At 55.5% G+C, this 15,859-nt stretch carries 13 protein-coding genes; 5 read left to right on the forward strand and 8 right to left on the reverse strand.

The genetic code is table 11. The features are described from left to right. Positions 1–104 precede the first annotated feature (104 nt). Positions 105–1,232, reverse strand: a complete 1,128-nt coding sequence (locus NIZ92_RS14535; RefSeq protein WP_254002163.1) for a fimbrial protein — start codon at positions 1,230–1,232, stop codon at positions 105–107. Between the two features lie 385 nt (positions 1,233–1,617). On the opposite strand from NIZ92_RS14535, the gene NIZ92_RS14540 reads away from it, so the two are divergent. Both NIZ92_RS14540 and NIZ92_RS14545 read left to right on the forward strand, forming a co-directional pair. After that, positions 1,618–1,800 (forward strand): hypothetical protein, encoded by a 183-nt coding sequence (locus NIZ92_RS14540; protein ID WP_026484623.1) that lies wholly within the window; start codon positions 1,618–1,620, stop codon positions 1,798–1,800. Next, complete coding sequence (locus NIZ92_RS14545; RefSeq protein ID WP_207875525.1) at positions 1,793–3,205, forward strand: amidase; 1,413 nt, start codon at positions 1,793–1,795, stop codon at positions 3,203–3,205. Before NIZ92_RS14540 ends, NIZ92_RS14545 begins: the two co-directional genes overlap by 8 nt. A gap of 592 nt (positions 3,206–3,797) precedes the next feature. On the opposite strand, the gene NIZ92_RS14550 is transcribed toward NIZ92_RS14545, so the two are convergent. Then, positions 3,798–5,135 (reverse strand): PLP-dependent aminotransferase family protein, encoded by a 1,338-nt coding sequence (locus NIZ92_RS14550; RefSeq protein WP_254002164.1) that lies wholly within the window; start codon positions 5,133–5,135, stop codon positions 3,798–3,800. A 200-nt stretch (positions 5,136–5,335) separates the two neighbouring features. On the opposite strand from NIZ92_RS14550, the gene NIZ92_RS14555 reads away from it, so the two are divergent. The 3 genes from NIZ92_RS14555 (at position 5,336) to NIZ92_RS14565 (ending at position 8,450) form a co-directional block, all read left to right on the forward strand. Then, the gene (locus NIZ92_RS14555) at positions 5,336–6,532 is read left to right on the forward strand and encodes an MFS transporter (protein WP_254002165.1); all 1,197 of its coding nucleotides are present in this window, start codon (positions 5,336–5,338) and stop codon (positions 6,530–6,532) included. Positions 6,533–6,840: 308 nt separating this feature from the next. After that, complete coding sequence (locus NIZ92_RS14560; RefSeq protein WP_207875528.1) at positions 6,841–7,203, forward strand: hypothetical protein; 363 nt, start codon at positions 6,841–6,843, stop codon at positions 7,201–7,203. Continuing rightward, complete coding sequence (locus tag NIZ92_RS14565) at positions 7,200–8,450, forward strand: FKBP-type peptidyl-prolyl cis-trans isomerase N-terminal domain-containing protein (protein ID WP_207875529.1); 1,251 nt, start codon at positions 7,200–7,202, stop codon at positions 8,448–8,450. Before NIZ92_RS14560 ends, NIZ92_RS14565 begins: the two co-directional genes overlap by 4 nt. Before the next feature lie 113 nt (positions 8,451–8,563). Here NIZ92_RS14565 and NIZ92_RS14570 read toward each other — a convergent pair whose 3' ends face one another. The 6 genes from NIZ92_RS14570 to NIZ92_RS14595 form a co-directional block, all read right to left on the reverse strand. Beyond that, positions 8,564–9,316 carry an SDR family NAD(P)-dependent oxidoreductase gene (locus NIZ92_RS14570; RefSeq protein ID WP_207875530.1) on the reverse strand — a complete coding sequence of 251 codons (753 nt, stop codon included), beginning with the start codon at positions 9,314–9,316 and terminating at the stop codon, positions 8,564–8,566. A 37-nt stretch (positions 9,317–9,353) separates the two neighbouring features. Continuing rightward, positions 9,354–12,158 (reverse strand): DUF3141 domain-containing protein, encoded by a 2,805-nt coding sequence (locus NIZ92_RS14575; protein WP_367881694.1) that lies wholly within the window; start codon positions 12,156–12,158, stop codon positions 9,354–9,356. A 73-nt stretch (positions 12,159–12,231) separates the two neighbouring features. After that, positions 12,232–13,416 carry an acetyl-CoA C-acetyltransferase gene (locus NIZ92_RS14580; RefSeq protein WP_254002166.1) on the reverse strand — a complete coding sequence of 395 codons (1,185 nt, stop codon included), beginning with the start codon at positions 13,414–13,416 and terminating at the stop codon, positions 12,232–12,234. Between the two features lie 70 nt (positions 13,417–13,486). Then, the gene (gene phbB, locus NIZ92_RS14585; RefSeq protein WP_026484632.1) at positions 13,487–14,233 is read right to left on the reverse strand and encodes an acetoacetyl-CoA reductase; all 747 of its coding nucleotides are present in this window, start codon (positions 14,231–14,233) and stop codon (positions 13,487–13,489) included. Positions 14,234–14,238: 5 nt separating this feature from the next. Beyond that, on the reverse strand, positions 14,239–14,679 hold the full coding sequence (locus tag NIZ92_RS14590; RefSeq protein WP_230940634.1) for a phasin family protein: 441 nt from the start codon (positions 14,677–14,679) through the stop codon (positions 14,239–14,241). 54 nt (positions 14,680–14,733) lie between these two features. Then, positions 14,734–15,858, reverse strand: coding sequence for an ABC transporter permease (locus NIZ92_RS14595; RefSeq protein ID WP_021446932.1), 1,125 nt, complete (start codon positions 15,856–15,858; stop codon positions 14,734–14,736). Position 15,859: the final 1 nt, after the last annotated feature.

Consider the following 15,859-nt stretch of genomic DNA (forward strand, 5'->3'; position numbering starts at 1 on the left):
CCTCAGTTGATCTTTTGAACAGTCAATCAACAATAAAAAAAGCCCTGCTCCAAACTCAAGGAACAGGGCTTTAAACGATACAAGAGGCTCAAACCATTGGGCCATTAGTCATACATAAAAGTGACCACTGCCTCTGCATTCATACTACCGGGTGTCACCGCCGTTTTAGTCACACCTGGCATCATCACATACTGAGCAGTAATTGGCATGTACATATCACTTGTAGTACTGGCGGATGGCCCCTCAACGACAGCCTGGCGTTCTGGCAACGTCGAACCAACTGGAGCAGGCCCTAGCTTAATCGCTGTCTGGCTATCGCGGTGATACAGCCGCACTCCTACTTCCGGGTGTGACGATGTGACATAAGCATTGGAAGCAGACGGTGCACGTGCGTCAGTAAAGAACGCTTTGATCGTCGTGCCCACTGGACACTGCTTGCCGACCAGATCAAAATTGTATTGCCCGATAATACCCTCGCTCCGATGGCTGCCTGCTGAAGCCAATTCAGAGGCCATTACAGGCGACATTGTGGCCACCACATTCAAATCGGCCGAGGCACAAGTCGATACGGAGGGGCGTGGCAACTCAGGAACAGTCGTATCCTGGGACAACATTCCCAGTAAATCGAAGGAACCATCTCTGCACAAAGATCGGTTTCCTTGAAGAGGACCTCCAAATACCCGACCGTTACCAATTCCCGACCGTTTAAAATCCGGCTTTCCTCCCTGATATGCTTTGGCATCAATAACCACCACTTCGTACTGAAAGGTATAGGAAATACCAAAACTTGCAGGTGCAGATCCAACCAGCAAAGTGAACTCATAGGGGTTAGTTACCGTGGTCCCACTCGGGGCTGCATGACTAGGAACAAAATTGTAGCTCCCCTGAGCGTAATGCCCCATCCAGCGTATACGCACACCTACCCCAGGCATTTCGCGCATGGGGACAACCTCATCAGGATATAAAGCATCCGCTCCCCCCCTCATTTCCACGTACGCCTTAGGTAAATTGGCTGGATAACTAAAAAGAAAAGTGGTAGAGGCAGTGGCAAGAATCTGTCTATTGTAGACCTCACCCTTGATTGGGTAAGTGACCCAATTATATAGATGCCCGCCGCTTGCCCTGTAGCATTGTGACGTCTGGGCATGTGCGTTGGGATTTATAAAAAACATAAAAATACAAAAACACATGAAGATAATTTTATTCATGTTTCTATTTAATTTTTTCGTCATTTTTATTCACCTATTACCGGTACTTGATCATTTAATCATTCACAAGAAAGCATATAAATAAGACTATTCCTATAAGTCCCCTTGTGTCCTTTCATGTACTTATTGGCAGGGCACGACAGATAAACCCCACTGACTTCTTGCTGTTGCATGCACCCGGCACACGTCGTCGCCTACAGCACTGGAAAACCCTAGTATTTTTCAAGCAACAGATTTTGTAGATTAAATAAGCAGACATCTTCGTCTGCCAAAAACAGATGCATGCGCTGCCAGAGTTGCCAGTGACATGCAGGCAATTAAGCCTCATTCCCTTTCACAAGGGGTGGGGCTTTTTTTGTGCGCGCGATTTATGCATGCCTGTTTTATGACCACCACAAGGAGAAGACAAATGACGGTAAGTGTGAAAGACGCCTTGGCCGCAAAAGGGATACATCCCAGCCCCCAGCATCTGGAGAAACTGGAGGTCAAATGGCGCGAAATCCAGGCCATGAAAGGCAATCTGGAAGGCATTGCCATTGACGATGCAGACGTTGCGATCAAACACCTGGCCGGAGGCGACCACCATGAATAAAGATCTACTTGAACTGAGCGTTATCGACCTGGCCGACAAGCTGCGCAGCAAAGCCGTCTCCCCCGTTGAAGTCACCGACAACCTGCTGGCCTATATCGACCAGTCCAACAAGCAGACCAACGCCTACATCTCTGTGACGGCTGATCAGGCCCGCAAGAGCGCCAAACAAGCCGAGCAGGACATCATGGCCGGGAAGTACAAGGGCGTCTTTCACGGCGTGCCCCTGGGACTGAAAGACAATATTTACTTTGCGAACGAGGTCACCACCATGGCCTCCAAAATCCACAAAGACTTTGTCTCCAAAGACGATGCCACCGTTGCCACCAAGCTGCGCGATGCCGGGGTGATCTTCACAGGCAAGCTGAACATGCACGAGTACGCCTGGGGCATCGACAACAACAACCCGCACTTCGGTGCCGTCCATAACCCCTGGAATGCGGACCGCGTCCCCGGTGGCTCCAGCGGTGGCTCGGGTGCGGCTGTCGCCTCCCATAGCTCCTACAACACCCTGGGCACCGACACGGCCGGTTCCATCCGTATCCCATCGGCCGCATGCGGCATCGTCGGTCTGAAACCCACCCATGGCCGCGTCAGCAAATTCGGCGTCTACCCCCTGGCCTGGACCCTGGACCACGTAGGCCCCATGTCCAAAACCGTCGCTGACGCTGCTGCGATGCTGGAAGTCATTGCTGGCTTTGATGGTCGCGACCCCACTTGCGCCAACGTCCCCGTCGGCTCCTACCTGAGCGCGCTGAACGGTAATGTCAAAGGGCTGCGCATCGGCATCATCGAAGACTACTTCTTCAAGAACGTGGACGCCGGTATCGAAAAAGTGATCCGTGACCGCCTGGCCGACCTGGAAAAACAGGGCGCCAAAGTCATCCCGCTGAAAGTCCCTGCCCTGCGCTACTCCGAATGGGCCGAGCTGGCCGTCAGCCTGACCGAAGCTGCCACCATCCACCATCAGGACCTGATCAAACGCCCCGACGACTTCGGCGGCGACATCCGCTTCCTGTTTGAACTGGGCGAGCTGTTCAGCGGCATCGACTACCTGCAAGCCCAGCAAGTGCGCCGTGCGCTGAAACAGCAATTCACCGCCACCTTCAAAGACGTAGACGTCATCATCGCCCCCACCCTGCCTTGCCAGGTCCCCAATATCGGCACTGATACCGTCAACATCAACGGCAAGACCCTGGACTTCATCGACGAAGGCATCCGCTTTACCGGCCCCAGCAACCTGACCGGCCTGCCCGCCGTCACCGTGCCAGCCGGCATCTCCGAAGGCATGCCCGTGGGCCTGCAAATCATCGGCCCCGCCTTTGAAGAAGCCCGCATCCTGAACGTTGCCTACGCCGTGGAAAACATGAAACCCCTGGCAGGACACCACCCCGTCCTGAAACCATAAGCTCAACAAAGCACCACAGAAACAAGCCCCTGTCCGCTAACAGCAGACAGGGGCTTTCTTTAGAAAAGCGGAGAAAAGAAGCAATCTCTACAGCTCGGACCCCGCTACCGAAAACAACAAAATTAAGTGGACTCAGACAGTTTGCCCCCACCCGAACTGGCCCGATACCCCACACCCGACCAAACCAAGCAAAGGCAAAGACCAAGACAAGCAATCCCCAACCAGGCCAAAGCCATCAGAATCGTAAACACAGAGGGACTCTATTTTCTTTCAATAAGCCATTCAGGTTCGCCCCAGGGCTGAGCGGCGAGTCAGAGTTCTTGCCGCGGGCGATTGCAGGATACGGGGTGCAAGCGCCCTTCTGTTCGCGCCCGACGCTTGTGATGTGTCCGGGGGACACATCACCGGGCAAGTTAAGGGCGCGCCCGTATCCTGCCATTGCCAAGGGAACCGACGCGTAGCGTCGGCAAGGACTCAGCCGCTCAGCCGTGGGGCGAACCTGAATGGCGTCTTTCAGAACGAGCCCCCCTGCTACCAACCCGAGGCGCTTCAGACAAGAAAGCAATCTAAACGAAGTCAAACAGCGCAGACGTTACACCCACCCCAAGCAAGGCATCACCTCCTGCGTCAAATGCGCCACATTCAAGCGCATCCTGTCCTTGTAATCCTTGCCCACAGCAAACGACGCCCCCGGCATCAGCAAGATCCCCTGCTGTTCCAGCCTCTCTATATAAGCCGTCAAATCCGGCATCTCCGGGTGCCCGACCCACAAGAACATCCCGCCCTGCGCCGGTACATCAAACACCCAGCCGTACTCCCTCAGCACTTTCTGGGCAATTTGCTGATGCGTCATCAACTGCCGCTGAATCGACTGCGTATGTTTCGCATACGTGCCATCCGCCAGAATCGTATTGACGAAACGCTCGCAAAACCCCGGCACGGCCACGCTGGTTAAAAGCTTCAAACGAATCAAAGACTCCAGCAACTGCGGCCCGCAGGCGATATAGCCAATCCGCAAGGACGCCGACAAGGACTTGGAAAAACTGCCTATATAAACCACATGCTCCAAATCCCCCAGCCCCGCAAAAGTCTGCCGCACGCCGGGAAAGAAATCCCCATACACATCGTCCTCAACAATCAGGAAGTCATGCTCTACGGCCAGCTTGACCACGGCAAAAGCCACCTTGGGACTCAAGCCCGCCCCGGTCGGATTATGAAAAGTGCTATTGCAGAAAAACGCCCGTACCTTATGCGTCTGCAAAATCTGCTCCAACGCTGCCACATCCGGCCCATCCGCCAGGCGCGGCACACCAATAGGCACACCGCCACACAAGCGAATCAGCTTGATCAAGTTGCCATTACACGGCTCATCCACCAAAACATGATCACCCTGACGAATCACAGTCCGCGCGATCAGATCCAGCGCTTGCGTCGCCCCCAATGTCGTCACAATCTGCTGGGGAGAAACCTCGATCAAGGTCGACTGCCGCAACAACAGCGACAACTGTTTACGCAAGGGCAAATAGCCCTGAATATCGCCGTACTCCACCAAACCGCTACGCCCTGAACGTGCCGTCTTGCGTATGGCTTTAGCCAAAGCATCCGTATCCCGCCAAGGCATGGGTAACCAGCCGCAGCCTAATTTGCATTGATCTGGCTTGGCCTGCAGCAACTTGAACAAAGGGTCCATCGGGGCCTCGGACGGCAAAATGGACAAGTGCTCATTCAGGGCGGACCAGCGCGCCACAAAATAACCACGCCCTTGCAGAGCCTCCAGCATCCCCTCGCCCACCAGGCGAGTGTAGGCACTGACCACAGTGTGATGGCTCAGGCTTTCTTTGGCCCTCATCTGCCGGATCGACGGCAATTGCTGCCCTATTGCCCATTCCCCCTTGAGAATACGAGCCTTCAAACCTTCATAAAAATCCATGCCTGCCTCCCCAGACACTGTTAGAAGAAAATAGCTAACAGTTTTCAGAATAGTACACCTACTGTTCGAGACAAGCCCGCCAGGAGAATACAAAATCACCCCCATCTTTCTGACGTGCCAGTAGAGGTTTGCCTCGCTCTCAAGATCGGGGCATTTGTCATTTCATCCATGCACACCGACGCCCACCACAACGCAGCATCATGACCACCACCCAACTCCCTTTCAAAACCTACATCTACTTCCTGGCCCAATCCATTAACCTGACCACCGCCGTCATGTCCGTCACCATGGCGGCCCTGGTTGGCGGTAGTCTGGCCCCCGAGCCCTGGCTATCCACTGTGCCCTATGGTTTCCAGTTCCTGTTTGTGATGCTATTCACCCTTCCCGCATCCAGGCTGATGGCCGCCATAGGCCGGAAAAAATCCTTTTTACTGGCCTGTCTGCCCTTGGCCGCCTCGGGTGTCGTCGGGTCTTGGGCAATCGAGATGAAGCAGTTCTCCTGGCTGGTGGTCTCGCATGCCTTGCTGGGTATGTATATTGCCTTTGCCAACTTCAACCGCTTTGCCGCCACCGACGGACTTGGCAGCAACTTGATACCGCGTGCTATCTCTTTGGTTGTGGCCGGAGGGGTGATTGCCGCCGTATCAGGCCCCTTGCTGATACGGGGCTTGAAAACCAGCAGCTTCGGGGCAGAGTTTGCCGCCTGCTATGCCGCCTTCATCTTGCTGGCTTTGATCTCGTTCATCCTGAATCTGTGCATCAAGGAAGTGCAGCCTGTTCAACAGGCTGCGCGCAAGAAAACAAATCGTGGCCAGACCTTGGGCCTGGTGCTGCATAACAAGACGCTGGCCATTGCCATCTGTATCGCCGCGATTGGCTACGGCATCATGAACCTGCTGATGATTCAGGCGTCCATGCATATGTCCCATCTTCATGTGCACTTTTCAGATATCAGCACAGCCATTCAATGGCATGTGCTGACCATGTTCGCCCCCTCTTTCTTTACCGGCATTCTGATCCAGAAGTTTGGCCTGAAAACTATTGCCATCACCGGCATTCTGCTTTTGCTCTTGAGCAGCCTGGTCAATATTGTTGGCCACAGCTATACGACTCTCAGCCTTTCCTTATTGATTCTGGGTTTGGGCTGGAACTTCACCTATGTAGGTGGCAGCGCCTTGCTGACAGAGACGCTGGAAGGCAAGCCGCAGTTTCTGGAAGTGCAGGGCCTGAATGATTTGGGCGTATCCATCTGCGCTACTCTGGGGGCGTTTGCCCCGGCCTTTCTGTTCAGCCTTGCAGGCTGGAGCGGCACCAATATTCTATCCGCCATGATCTGCCTGGTGCTGTTGCTCCTGTCGCTGCTCTATATTCAGCCAACAAAAACCGGCAAGCCGTAGAACCGCGTCTGCCCCGATCACCACAGCCACGTCATTCCCAATGAAATCGCCGCTGCCCTGCCTGGGGAGCGGCGATTTTTTACGTCTATCTCAATAATCGAAAGCCATGAAAATCAGATAGTTCTTAATTCTTGGCCTGGATCTGCATGTTCCAATTTCGGGACCCAACAAGCCCATGCAATCTGCTTTTGCTGATGGTTCAAAACAAGGAGTCTGGACCTCGTTTCCAAGGCTTGCGGCAACGCTCGAATTCAATACTCGTCCCCAAAATAATCTGAATAAAGCTAGTCGAACGTATCGAGGAGTTTATGCGATTCACCTTTCCCGGCGCAGCCATTGTGGCTGCCTTTGTTTTATCTGCCTGCCAAACGACCGCACCTGTTCACAACGCCCCGGAGACCAGCGCATCCAGCAAAGAGGACAAGTGCTTTCAGGAGTTCGCCGCACTCAAAGATCTGGACCCGGTCGCCTACGAAAAATACCGTCAGCAAATGCAGACTATTGATGAGAACTTTGGGATCTATAAAAGCAATGCGGCATTGATTGATGAAAACGCCTCTGAAATCATGCTGACTGAAGTCAACAAGATGCTGTCCCTGGTCTGTGTCCGGATTAACAACGCCGTCTACTCCAACATGATGGATCGCGTTCAAAGCCTGAACAAGCTATGAGAAAGTACTTCAACGCGGCACTTTGCTGCAGCTTGCTGCTGTTTTATGAAGCTTCTCATTCGGTGGGAACGGGCTTACTGGACCGCTTGGCTCACGAAAACATCATTGGTGATGGCCTTCCTAGACCACAAGGAAATGCGGGCTCTCCCCAAACCAGCCCCCTACCTCCCACTACAGCTCAGGCCGAGAACAATGCCCTGCTCAGAAACGAGCTGCATCAGGCCAACACGCAGTTGATTGCCTTGCAACAGCGTCTGTCAGATACCGAAAACCTGAACAGCCAACTACAACAACAATTGCAGCAGCTACAGGCAGAGCCGGACGGCTCTCTGGTTCTGGCACCCATCGCCATCGATCAGGAACAAAACCAGGCGCGGATCAGGGAATTAAGCCAACGTCTGGAAGAGGAGCTGAGTCAAAAACATGCTTTGGCATCAGAACTGGAAAGCCTGCAAAGTGCCCAGCGCCAGGACCTATCCAATGACCAGTTGCAAGACAGCAAACTTGCTGCGACCGCGACTGAGATCGCCACGCTCAAGAAAGAGATAGACGAGCTGAAAGAGGCAAAACAGGACTTGCAACACAGGTTGGTCGCGCAAGCGCTGAATTCAAACAAGGCCGAACCTGCAGGCGCGCCCCGACGCATGATTGTGAATGACGCCGCCTCGCCAGACATCCGCCTTAGCTATGCCATCGGGGCCTGGTATGCGGACAGTGCGCCGCACGAGACGCAGAAACTGGCATCCATTGGCAAGCAACTGGATTTGCAAGCCTTCTCCCAGGGTTTCAGCGACAAAATCGACCAGCGCCTGCAATTGTCCTCCAGCATCATTTCTGTGGAGCTGACCAACGTCGACAAGCTATTGGAACAGGCCATGCTGTCCAAGAACGAGAAGCTGGCCAAATCGGTTCTGGCGGCGGCAGGGGCAGAAAAAGGTGCCATCAAAATGGCGGATGGAGTGGTCTACAAGATCCTGAACAAGGGCAAGGCACCGATGGTGACCGCCAGCAGCGATATCCTGTTTGAGCTTGATGAAGAACTGGGAACAGGGGAAATACTGGCTGCCAGAGACACCAAAACCAGTCTGACTGCGGACTTACCGCCCCTTTTCCAAGAGATCGTCAAACAACTGGGTATTGGTGGTTCTGCACGCATCCATGTCCCCATCACCGAGGCCCATGCCGCCACCGGCGTGCCGCCAGGCTCGGTTTCGATTACCACGATCAAGATTATTGGCGTGAAATAAAACAAATGCCGGTACTCGCATAAAAATCGAGCACCGGCATTAGGACTGTTTTAAACCCAAACCTGCGGTAATGGCTCCATCCACCAAATCAACAGAGCCCCCCCTGCTATCACTTACTTGGCGGTATAGCCACCATCCGCAACCAAACAAGCGCCTGTCATGAAGCTGGCCCCTTCCGAGAGCAGAAAGGCAATAGCATGGGCAATTTCATCGGCATGACCCAAACGGCCAATCGGGTGTTGAGCCACCAAGGCTTCACGAGCAGCCGCATCCAGACCCGACAAAATCGGCGTATCGACATAACCGGGGTGGATGGTATTGATGCGCAGGCCCTGAGAGGAGTACTCCAGGGCTGCAGAACGGCTCAGGCCAATCACACCGTGCTTGGCGGCGTTGTAGCCGGGCAAAGTAGGATTGGCGACCAGGCCCATAATGGACGACATATTGACGATGGCACCACCGCCCGCCGCCAAAATGGCGGGAATCTGATAACGCAGGCCATAGGCTACGCCGTTCAGGTTGATGTCGATCAGGCGACGCCAGCCGTCCAGATCCATCTCGCCTGCCGGGCCGGAATCCCCGCCCACACCGGCGTTATTGACAGCGAAGTGCAAGGCACCGAAGTGTTCAATGGCGCAATCGACAGCGGCTTTCAATTGATCGGGCTGGGTGACATCCGCCACATTCGCCACCGCCTTGCCACCGGCCTGCTCAATTTCCTTGACCACGGCTTGAACCGCATCGGCCTGTACGTCAGACACAACAACCGACAGGCCATTGGCGGCCAGCAGGCGGGCTGTTGCAGCACCGATACCCGAGGCTGCGCCAGTTACCAAAACAGAGTGGCCGGAAAATGAATACTTCATGCTGAAAACTCCTTCAAAAATTCACTAGAACCAAGTCTCAAGACTTGCGCTGACGAGTCCTGGACGCTGCACCCGTGCTGGCAGGTTTAGCCGCAGCTTTGCCTTGCCCGGATGATGGCGTTGAGCTTGTTGCAGACTTGGCTGCCGATTTACTTGCTGGCGTGGTAGGCGCCGTTGCTGCCTTGGCGGCTGGCTTTGTTGCAGTAGTAGCCGAACCAGGCTTGGCCCCTGCGCTAACGGCCTTGGCAGGTGCGCTAACAGCAGGCTTACCTTTGGCTTTTTCTGCGGGGAACAGCGGTCCAGAAGCAAACGAAGTAGCAACTGGTTTATTAGCTGCGCCTGTAGCAGGCGTAGGTCGTGTCGCGGAGCTAGGCGTCGCAGACTTAGATGCGGCCTTACCCAAGGCTTGAGCCGGAATACCCGCCATGGTTTGAGCAAGCGGTTTTGTCGCTGGCTCGGCGGCTGGTTTCACTGGAGCAGATGTCGCTGTTTTAGCTGTCGTACCTACTGACGATGGCCCCGTTGATTTCGCTACCGTTTTTGTTACGGCCTGGGCTATTGGCTTTACTGGTGCAGGAGTGGCAGGCTTCTTGAGCGCTGCTGGCGTAGTTTTAGCGGCAGCTTTAGTTGCGGTCTTGCTTGCCGTTTTAACGACGGGCTTGGCGTCCGCCTCATCTGATTTCTTGCCCTGCTCTTGCTGCTGGGCAGCCATCTCGAACAAGCCGAGCACCTCTTCAGAAGCCTTCACCACCGCTTCAGGCGCAGCATCCTGCTCATCAATGGCGCTGATCAGCTTCTTGATCAGGGACGCGACCAAGCGGATTTCCTCTGGCGTCTGTTTGCTCAGCAGATGTGGAATCGCTTCTACAGCCTTGTGTCCGTGGTGCGCCAGAACCAGCGCCTGCTCACGAATTGCAGCACGCATTTTTTCAATATCAATCTTGCCGGTGTCGTACTGCTCGCGCAGACGCATGGCAGCATGGTGATAACGCTCATCCACACTGTTGCGCTGCTTGGCAATGTGGAACAAGGCGCGCAAAGCCGCTTCCAGCAAACCGCCTTCGTTCAGCAAACCGTCCAGTCTGTGCATTTGCTGACGCACAAAAGCCAGATGCTCGGGCGAGCTACCGGGATGGGGACGCGCCGGTACGGAGTCACCCGGTGCATGGCCCGCCAAAGCCATCAACAAGGGCGAGCCATAAACCGTGTCAAACCAGATCTGATAAATACTGTCGCGCCGGTCACGGTAATTGTTCAGGACCCGTTCCATAGCCTGGGAGAAATTCTCCTGCGCTTCCAGGAAAATATTGTCCTCGTCCACGGTCTGGCGCTGCTGGGCGATGTTTTCTGCCCACTGATGAATCGTGGCGGCCCAGGGATGGGCGCTGGTCCAGGACTCGTACGACAGACGCATGGGGTTAACGGCTTCCAGCAATGCCGCGGTATAGGGAGTAGACAGCGCTTTGACCCAAGGCTGCAAGGTGCTCTTGTAGAACGCCAGATTGATTTCCGATAGACGCGCCGCAGCAGCAAAACGTCGATCCGACTCAGGATCAGGCTGCACAATTTCGGCAATTTCAGCCAGATTGCTTTGCCGCACCGACATCAAATAGGGGTCATTCAGCAAGGTGTCGTCATCGGGCGTTTCTTCGACAGTCGCGCGGTAAATACCGGCAGGCAGCAAATCAATTTGATCAATGGTGCTGGCAAATTTGCGGTGCTCTTTGCTGCCCACACTACCGGACACAAAAATACCCAAATGTCCGATACGATCATGGGTCGTAAAGACGATGGTCTGGTCGTGACTGCGCACATCATCGTCATCCAGATACAGGTCAGTAATCCAGCCCAGTGCCTGTGCGGGCGGCGTAATGTTGTCGCCAAAAGAACTGAACACCACGATGGGCGAACGGATATTGCGCAGGTCGATGCGGATGCCGTCGGAGGTCATTAACTGTGCCGTAGACAGCTTGTTGCCAATGAACAGGTTATCCACGATGTACTGCATTTCCACATCGTTCAGAAATACATAACCGCCCCAGTATTTCTCGAAACCGATATAGCGTTCGGCTTCGGTGTCTGCATTGGCGTACACGTTGTACTGCTTGGACCACAAGGTATTGGCCGGGTCCAGATTCTCGAAATTCTTGACCAGCCACGCACCGTCAAAGCGACCATTGCCCAGATCGCTGGTCATCGCTGTTAACCAGCTACCACCCAGCAAGCCACCGGCATAGCGCATGGGGTTGCGGCCTGCCCAGTAAGACACGGGGGCTCCGGCCAGAATCAAGGGACCAAACAACTCCGGCCACACAGCCGCCGCCATCATGATCTGCCAGCCCGCCTGACAATTACCGATCACCACCGGCTTGCCCTGGCTTTCTGGATGCAGCTCGGCCGCTTTGCTGACAAAGGCTGCATGGGCACGCATCACATCCTCGACCGTCTGGCCAGGAACAGGGTCCGGTAAAAATCCGACAAAGTAGCAAGGGTGCCCCGCTTGCAGCGCGGCACCGATTTCACTATCCGACTTGAAACCACCGATGCCCGGCCCATGACCGGCACGGGGATCAACCACCAGAAACGGACGTTTGCTGGGGTCGGTAGGCTGATCTTCCGGTGCCAGAATACGCACCATCAGATAGTTGACGGGTCGGGGAAGAGTCAGACCCGACATGACCAGTTCGGCCGGGAAGTTCAGCACATTCGGCACTTCTACCTTGCGTTGGGCCTGGTACTGATCCCCGACCTGACGCTCGATATCGGCATACAGAATGGCGCGCTGCCAGGCGTCCACAAAGTACGAGGAGACGGTCTGACCCAGGTTCCAGGGATTCATCATCCAGGGGGACCAGGCCGTGCTGTCGTCACGAGACTTATCTGTCATCATCTTCTCCCTTCAATCAGCTAGCTGTTCAAGCGGCCTCAATGGCAATGGCTACGCCTTGACCGCCACCAATGCACAGGGTGGCCAGACCTTTCTGGCCACCACGGCGACGCAGTTCATGAACCAGGGTGACCAACACGCGCGCACCGGACGCACCAATGGGGTGACCCAAGGCAATCGCACCGCCGTTGACGTTGACCTTGCTCATGTCCCACTGCAAGTCTTTGGCCACAGCCAGCGATTGGGCGGCAAAGGCTTCGTTAGCTTCGATCAGATCCAGTTGATCAATTTCCCAACCCACTTTCTTCAAGACCTTGCGGCTGGCCGACACGGGGCCAATCCCCATGATGGCCGGGTCTACACCCGTGCTGGCCCAGCCACGAATCCACGCCAGAACGGGCAGACCCAATTCCTTGGCTTTCTCTGCGCTGGCCAGCAAAAGTACGGCTGCACCGTCGTTGATGGTGGACGCGTTGCCGGCGGTAACCGTGCCGTCTTTCTTGAAGGCAGGACGCAGCTTGGCCAAGGACTCCAGCGTGGTTTGGGCACGCGGCTGTTCGTCGGCCTCAACGCGCACAGGGTCTCCTTTACGCTGAGGTACGTCGATGGGGGTAATTTCGTCCTTGAAGCGTCCGGCTTCCATCGCGGCTACGGCTTTACGCTGGGACTCCACCGCAAAAGCATCTTGTTGTTCGCGGGTGATGCCGTAGCGCTCGGCCAGGTTTTCGGCTGTGATCCCCATGTGGTAGTTGTGGAAAGCGTCGGTCAAACCGTCACGCAACAAGGTGTCATCCATCATGGCGTGGCCCAGGCCCAAGCCGGTACGGGCTTTGTGTACAACAAAGGGAGCCAGGCTCATGCTTTCCTGACCACCGGCCAGCACCAGATCGGCATCGCCCAGGGCGATGGCCTGAGCCGCCAGATGCACCGCTTTCAAGCCTGAACCGCAAAGCTTGTTCAGGGACATGGAGGGAACTTCATAAGGCAGGCCAGCGTTCACCGCGGCCTGACGAGCCGGGTTCTGACCAGCGCCGGCGGTCAGAATCTGGCCCAGAATAACTTCATCAATCTGTTCGGCTGCAACGCCCGTGCTCTGGAGCACGGCACGAATCAGTTGTGCGCTCAAATCGTGGGCGGGCACCGTAGACAGCCCCCCTTGAAAACGGCCGATGGGACTACGAGTCGCAGCAACAATGGCGATATCTTTGTGCATATCCATTCCTTTCATAAGTCGCAGGCCCGACAAGCGGGCCCATACAGGCAGCAGCCGAACAGAGTCGGGCTTAGTACATATGCTGGCCGCCATTCATGGCGACATTACTACCTGTCATAAATCCGGCTGCTTCGCTGGCAATAAAGGTCACCAGAGCCGCAATTTCCTCGGGCTTGCCCAAACGGCCAACCGGGATGCCCGCGATAATGCTATTACGCACATCTTCAGGCACGGCCATGACCATTTTGGTGGCCAGATAACCGGGGGAAATTGTGTTTACGGTCACGCCCTTGCGCGCCACTTCCTGAGCCAAGGCCTTGGTGAAACCGTGCATCCCTGCCTTGGCGGCCGAGTAGTTGGTTTGACCGAACTGTCCCTTGCTGCCATTGATGGACGAGATATTGATCACTCGGCCCCAGGTACGCTCCAGCATGCCGTCAATAAAAGGCTTGGTGACGTTGAACACCGAGTCCAGATTGACGCGCAGCACATCGTCCCACTTGTCTTTGCTCAGCTTGCGGAACGTGCCATCGCGCGTAATACCGGCGTTATTGACCAGGATGTCGACTTGCAGACCGTCCTTCTCGATAGCTTGCGCCATTTGCTGGCACGATTCGAAATCGGCCACATCAACGTGATAGCCCTGAAACACATAACCTGCATCGGCCTGCTCTTTAAGCCAGACCTGGGCATCGGCCTCGCTGCGCGAGTGAGTCACCAGGACTTGATGGCCCGCATCATGCAGGGCACGGGCGATCTCTTGGCCCAGACCGCCCATCCCACCTGTCACCAACGCCGTGCGTTTAACCGTAGACATACCGCTTATGCTCCCTTTTTAGTGTCAGAGGCGCTGGCAGCGTTTGCCCAAGGTGCGCCCCACTGCTTGAAAATATCCATCATTGGCACGGCCGCACTGGTATTGCTGACCACCGCCATCACCGACTTCTGCCAGGCTTCCAGCGCTTCCTGCAAACCGGAGGTGAACTCGGTCTGGTTCTGAATCGCTAATTGATTGATGGTCTGGCTGTCGTTAACGCCGTGCTGGAACAAACGCCAGAACGTGTCGGCGGGCAAGGTGGCCAAGGACTGCCAGTTACCCGTTTGCAACAAGCCTTCAATCTCGGCCGTAGTCTGCTCCATGCTGCGCAAATTACTTTTCTGTACGGACTCCAGCCAACGATGGCCGCCCTCCTGCAGCAGGCGCGTGATACGCAGTTGCAACTCAACATTGGCCTTGTACAGATCCAGGGGAAGTGTTTCCATGCTCATCGAAATCTCCTTAAAGGAAAAAAGTGCCCCCTGACGGGGCCCAGTCCATCAAGCCATCTGAGAGATGGTGTTACGAAAACGCCGCAGTGACAGAAGGAACAACGCCGTCCCGATCACCAGCAGGGCTAAAAAGGGTTGCCATACGGTTTCAATGCCAGCCCCCCGGAACAAGATGGCCTGCCCCAGGGACACGAAGTGTGTAGTGGGAGCCAGTTGCATCAGGTTCTGAACAATTTCAGGCATGCTTTCGCGGGGGGTACGTCCGCCCGAGAGCAGGTTCATGGGCAGCAAGGTCAACATCAACAACAAGCCAAACTGCGGCATGCTGCGCGACAAGGTAGCCAGATAAATCCCCATGGAAGTCATGGCAAACAGACACAGAACGGCGCCGCACAGGAACAAGGGAATGGAACCCTCAATGGGCACGCCCAGCAGGCCTCGCACCACAAAATTCAGCGACGCCGCCGTCGCCACCAGGACCACCAGTCCCATGGCCGTGACCTTGGACGCCATGATCTCGCCCGGTGTCACCGGCATCACCAGCAAGTGTTCGATCGTGCCGTGCTCGCGCTCCCGGATCAGGGCGGCTCCGGTCAGGATGATGGACAGCATCGCCACCGAGTTGATGACCTCGGCAATACTGCCGAACCAGGCCTTTTCCAGTGTGGGGTTAAACCGCACCCGCAAGGCCAGATCCACCGGCAAGGTGTCAATGCTGCGATACCGTCGCACAAACTCGTTCACCTCGCCCATCACCACCTGCTGGATGTAGTTATTGCCGGTAAAGGCCTGACTCATGCGTGTGGCATCAATATTCAACTGCACTTCGGGGCTGCGTCCGGCCAGCACATCGCGCTGAAAGTTCGGTGGAATGTTCAGCACAAAGGTGAACTGCCCCGTATCCATGCCCGAGTCCATTTCCCCATACTCGATCATGTGCGGGTGGATGAATTCAGGCGGATAAAAAGCCGAAGTAATGCGCGCTGACAAGGGGCTCTGGTCCTGGTCCACAATCGCGATGGGCGCATTGTTCAGGGTTTCGGGCTGCGCGGTCGCGGAGGTGTAAATCGAGACCGAAAACACGTACACAATGAGCAGCAGCATCATGGGGTCACGCGCCAGACTCCACAGCTCCTTGCGGCCCAGCAACAGTACATTCTTGAGTTTTCTCATC

Source organism: Alcaligenes sp. 1735tsa3 (assembly GCF_024134565.1).
Lineage (GTDB): Bacteria > Pseudomonadota > Gammaproteobacteria > Burkholderiales > Burkholderiaceae_B > Alcaligenes > Alcaligenes phenolicus.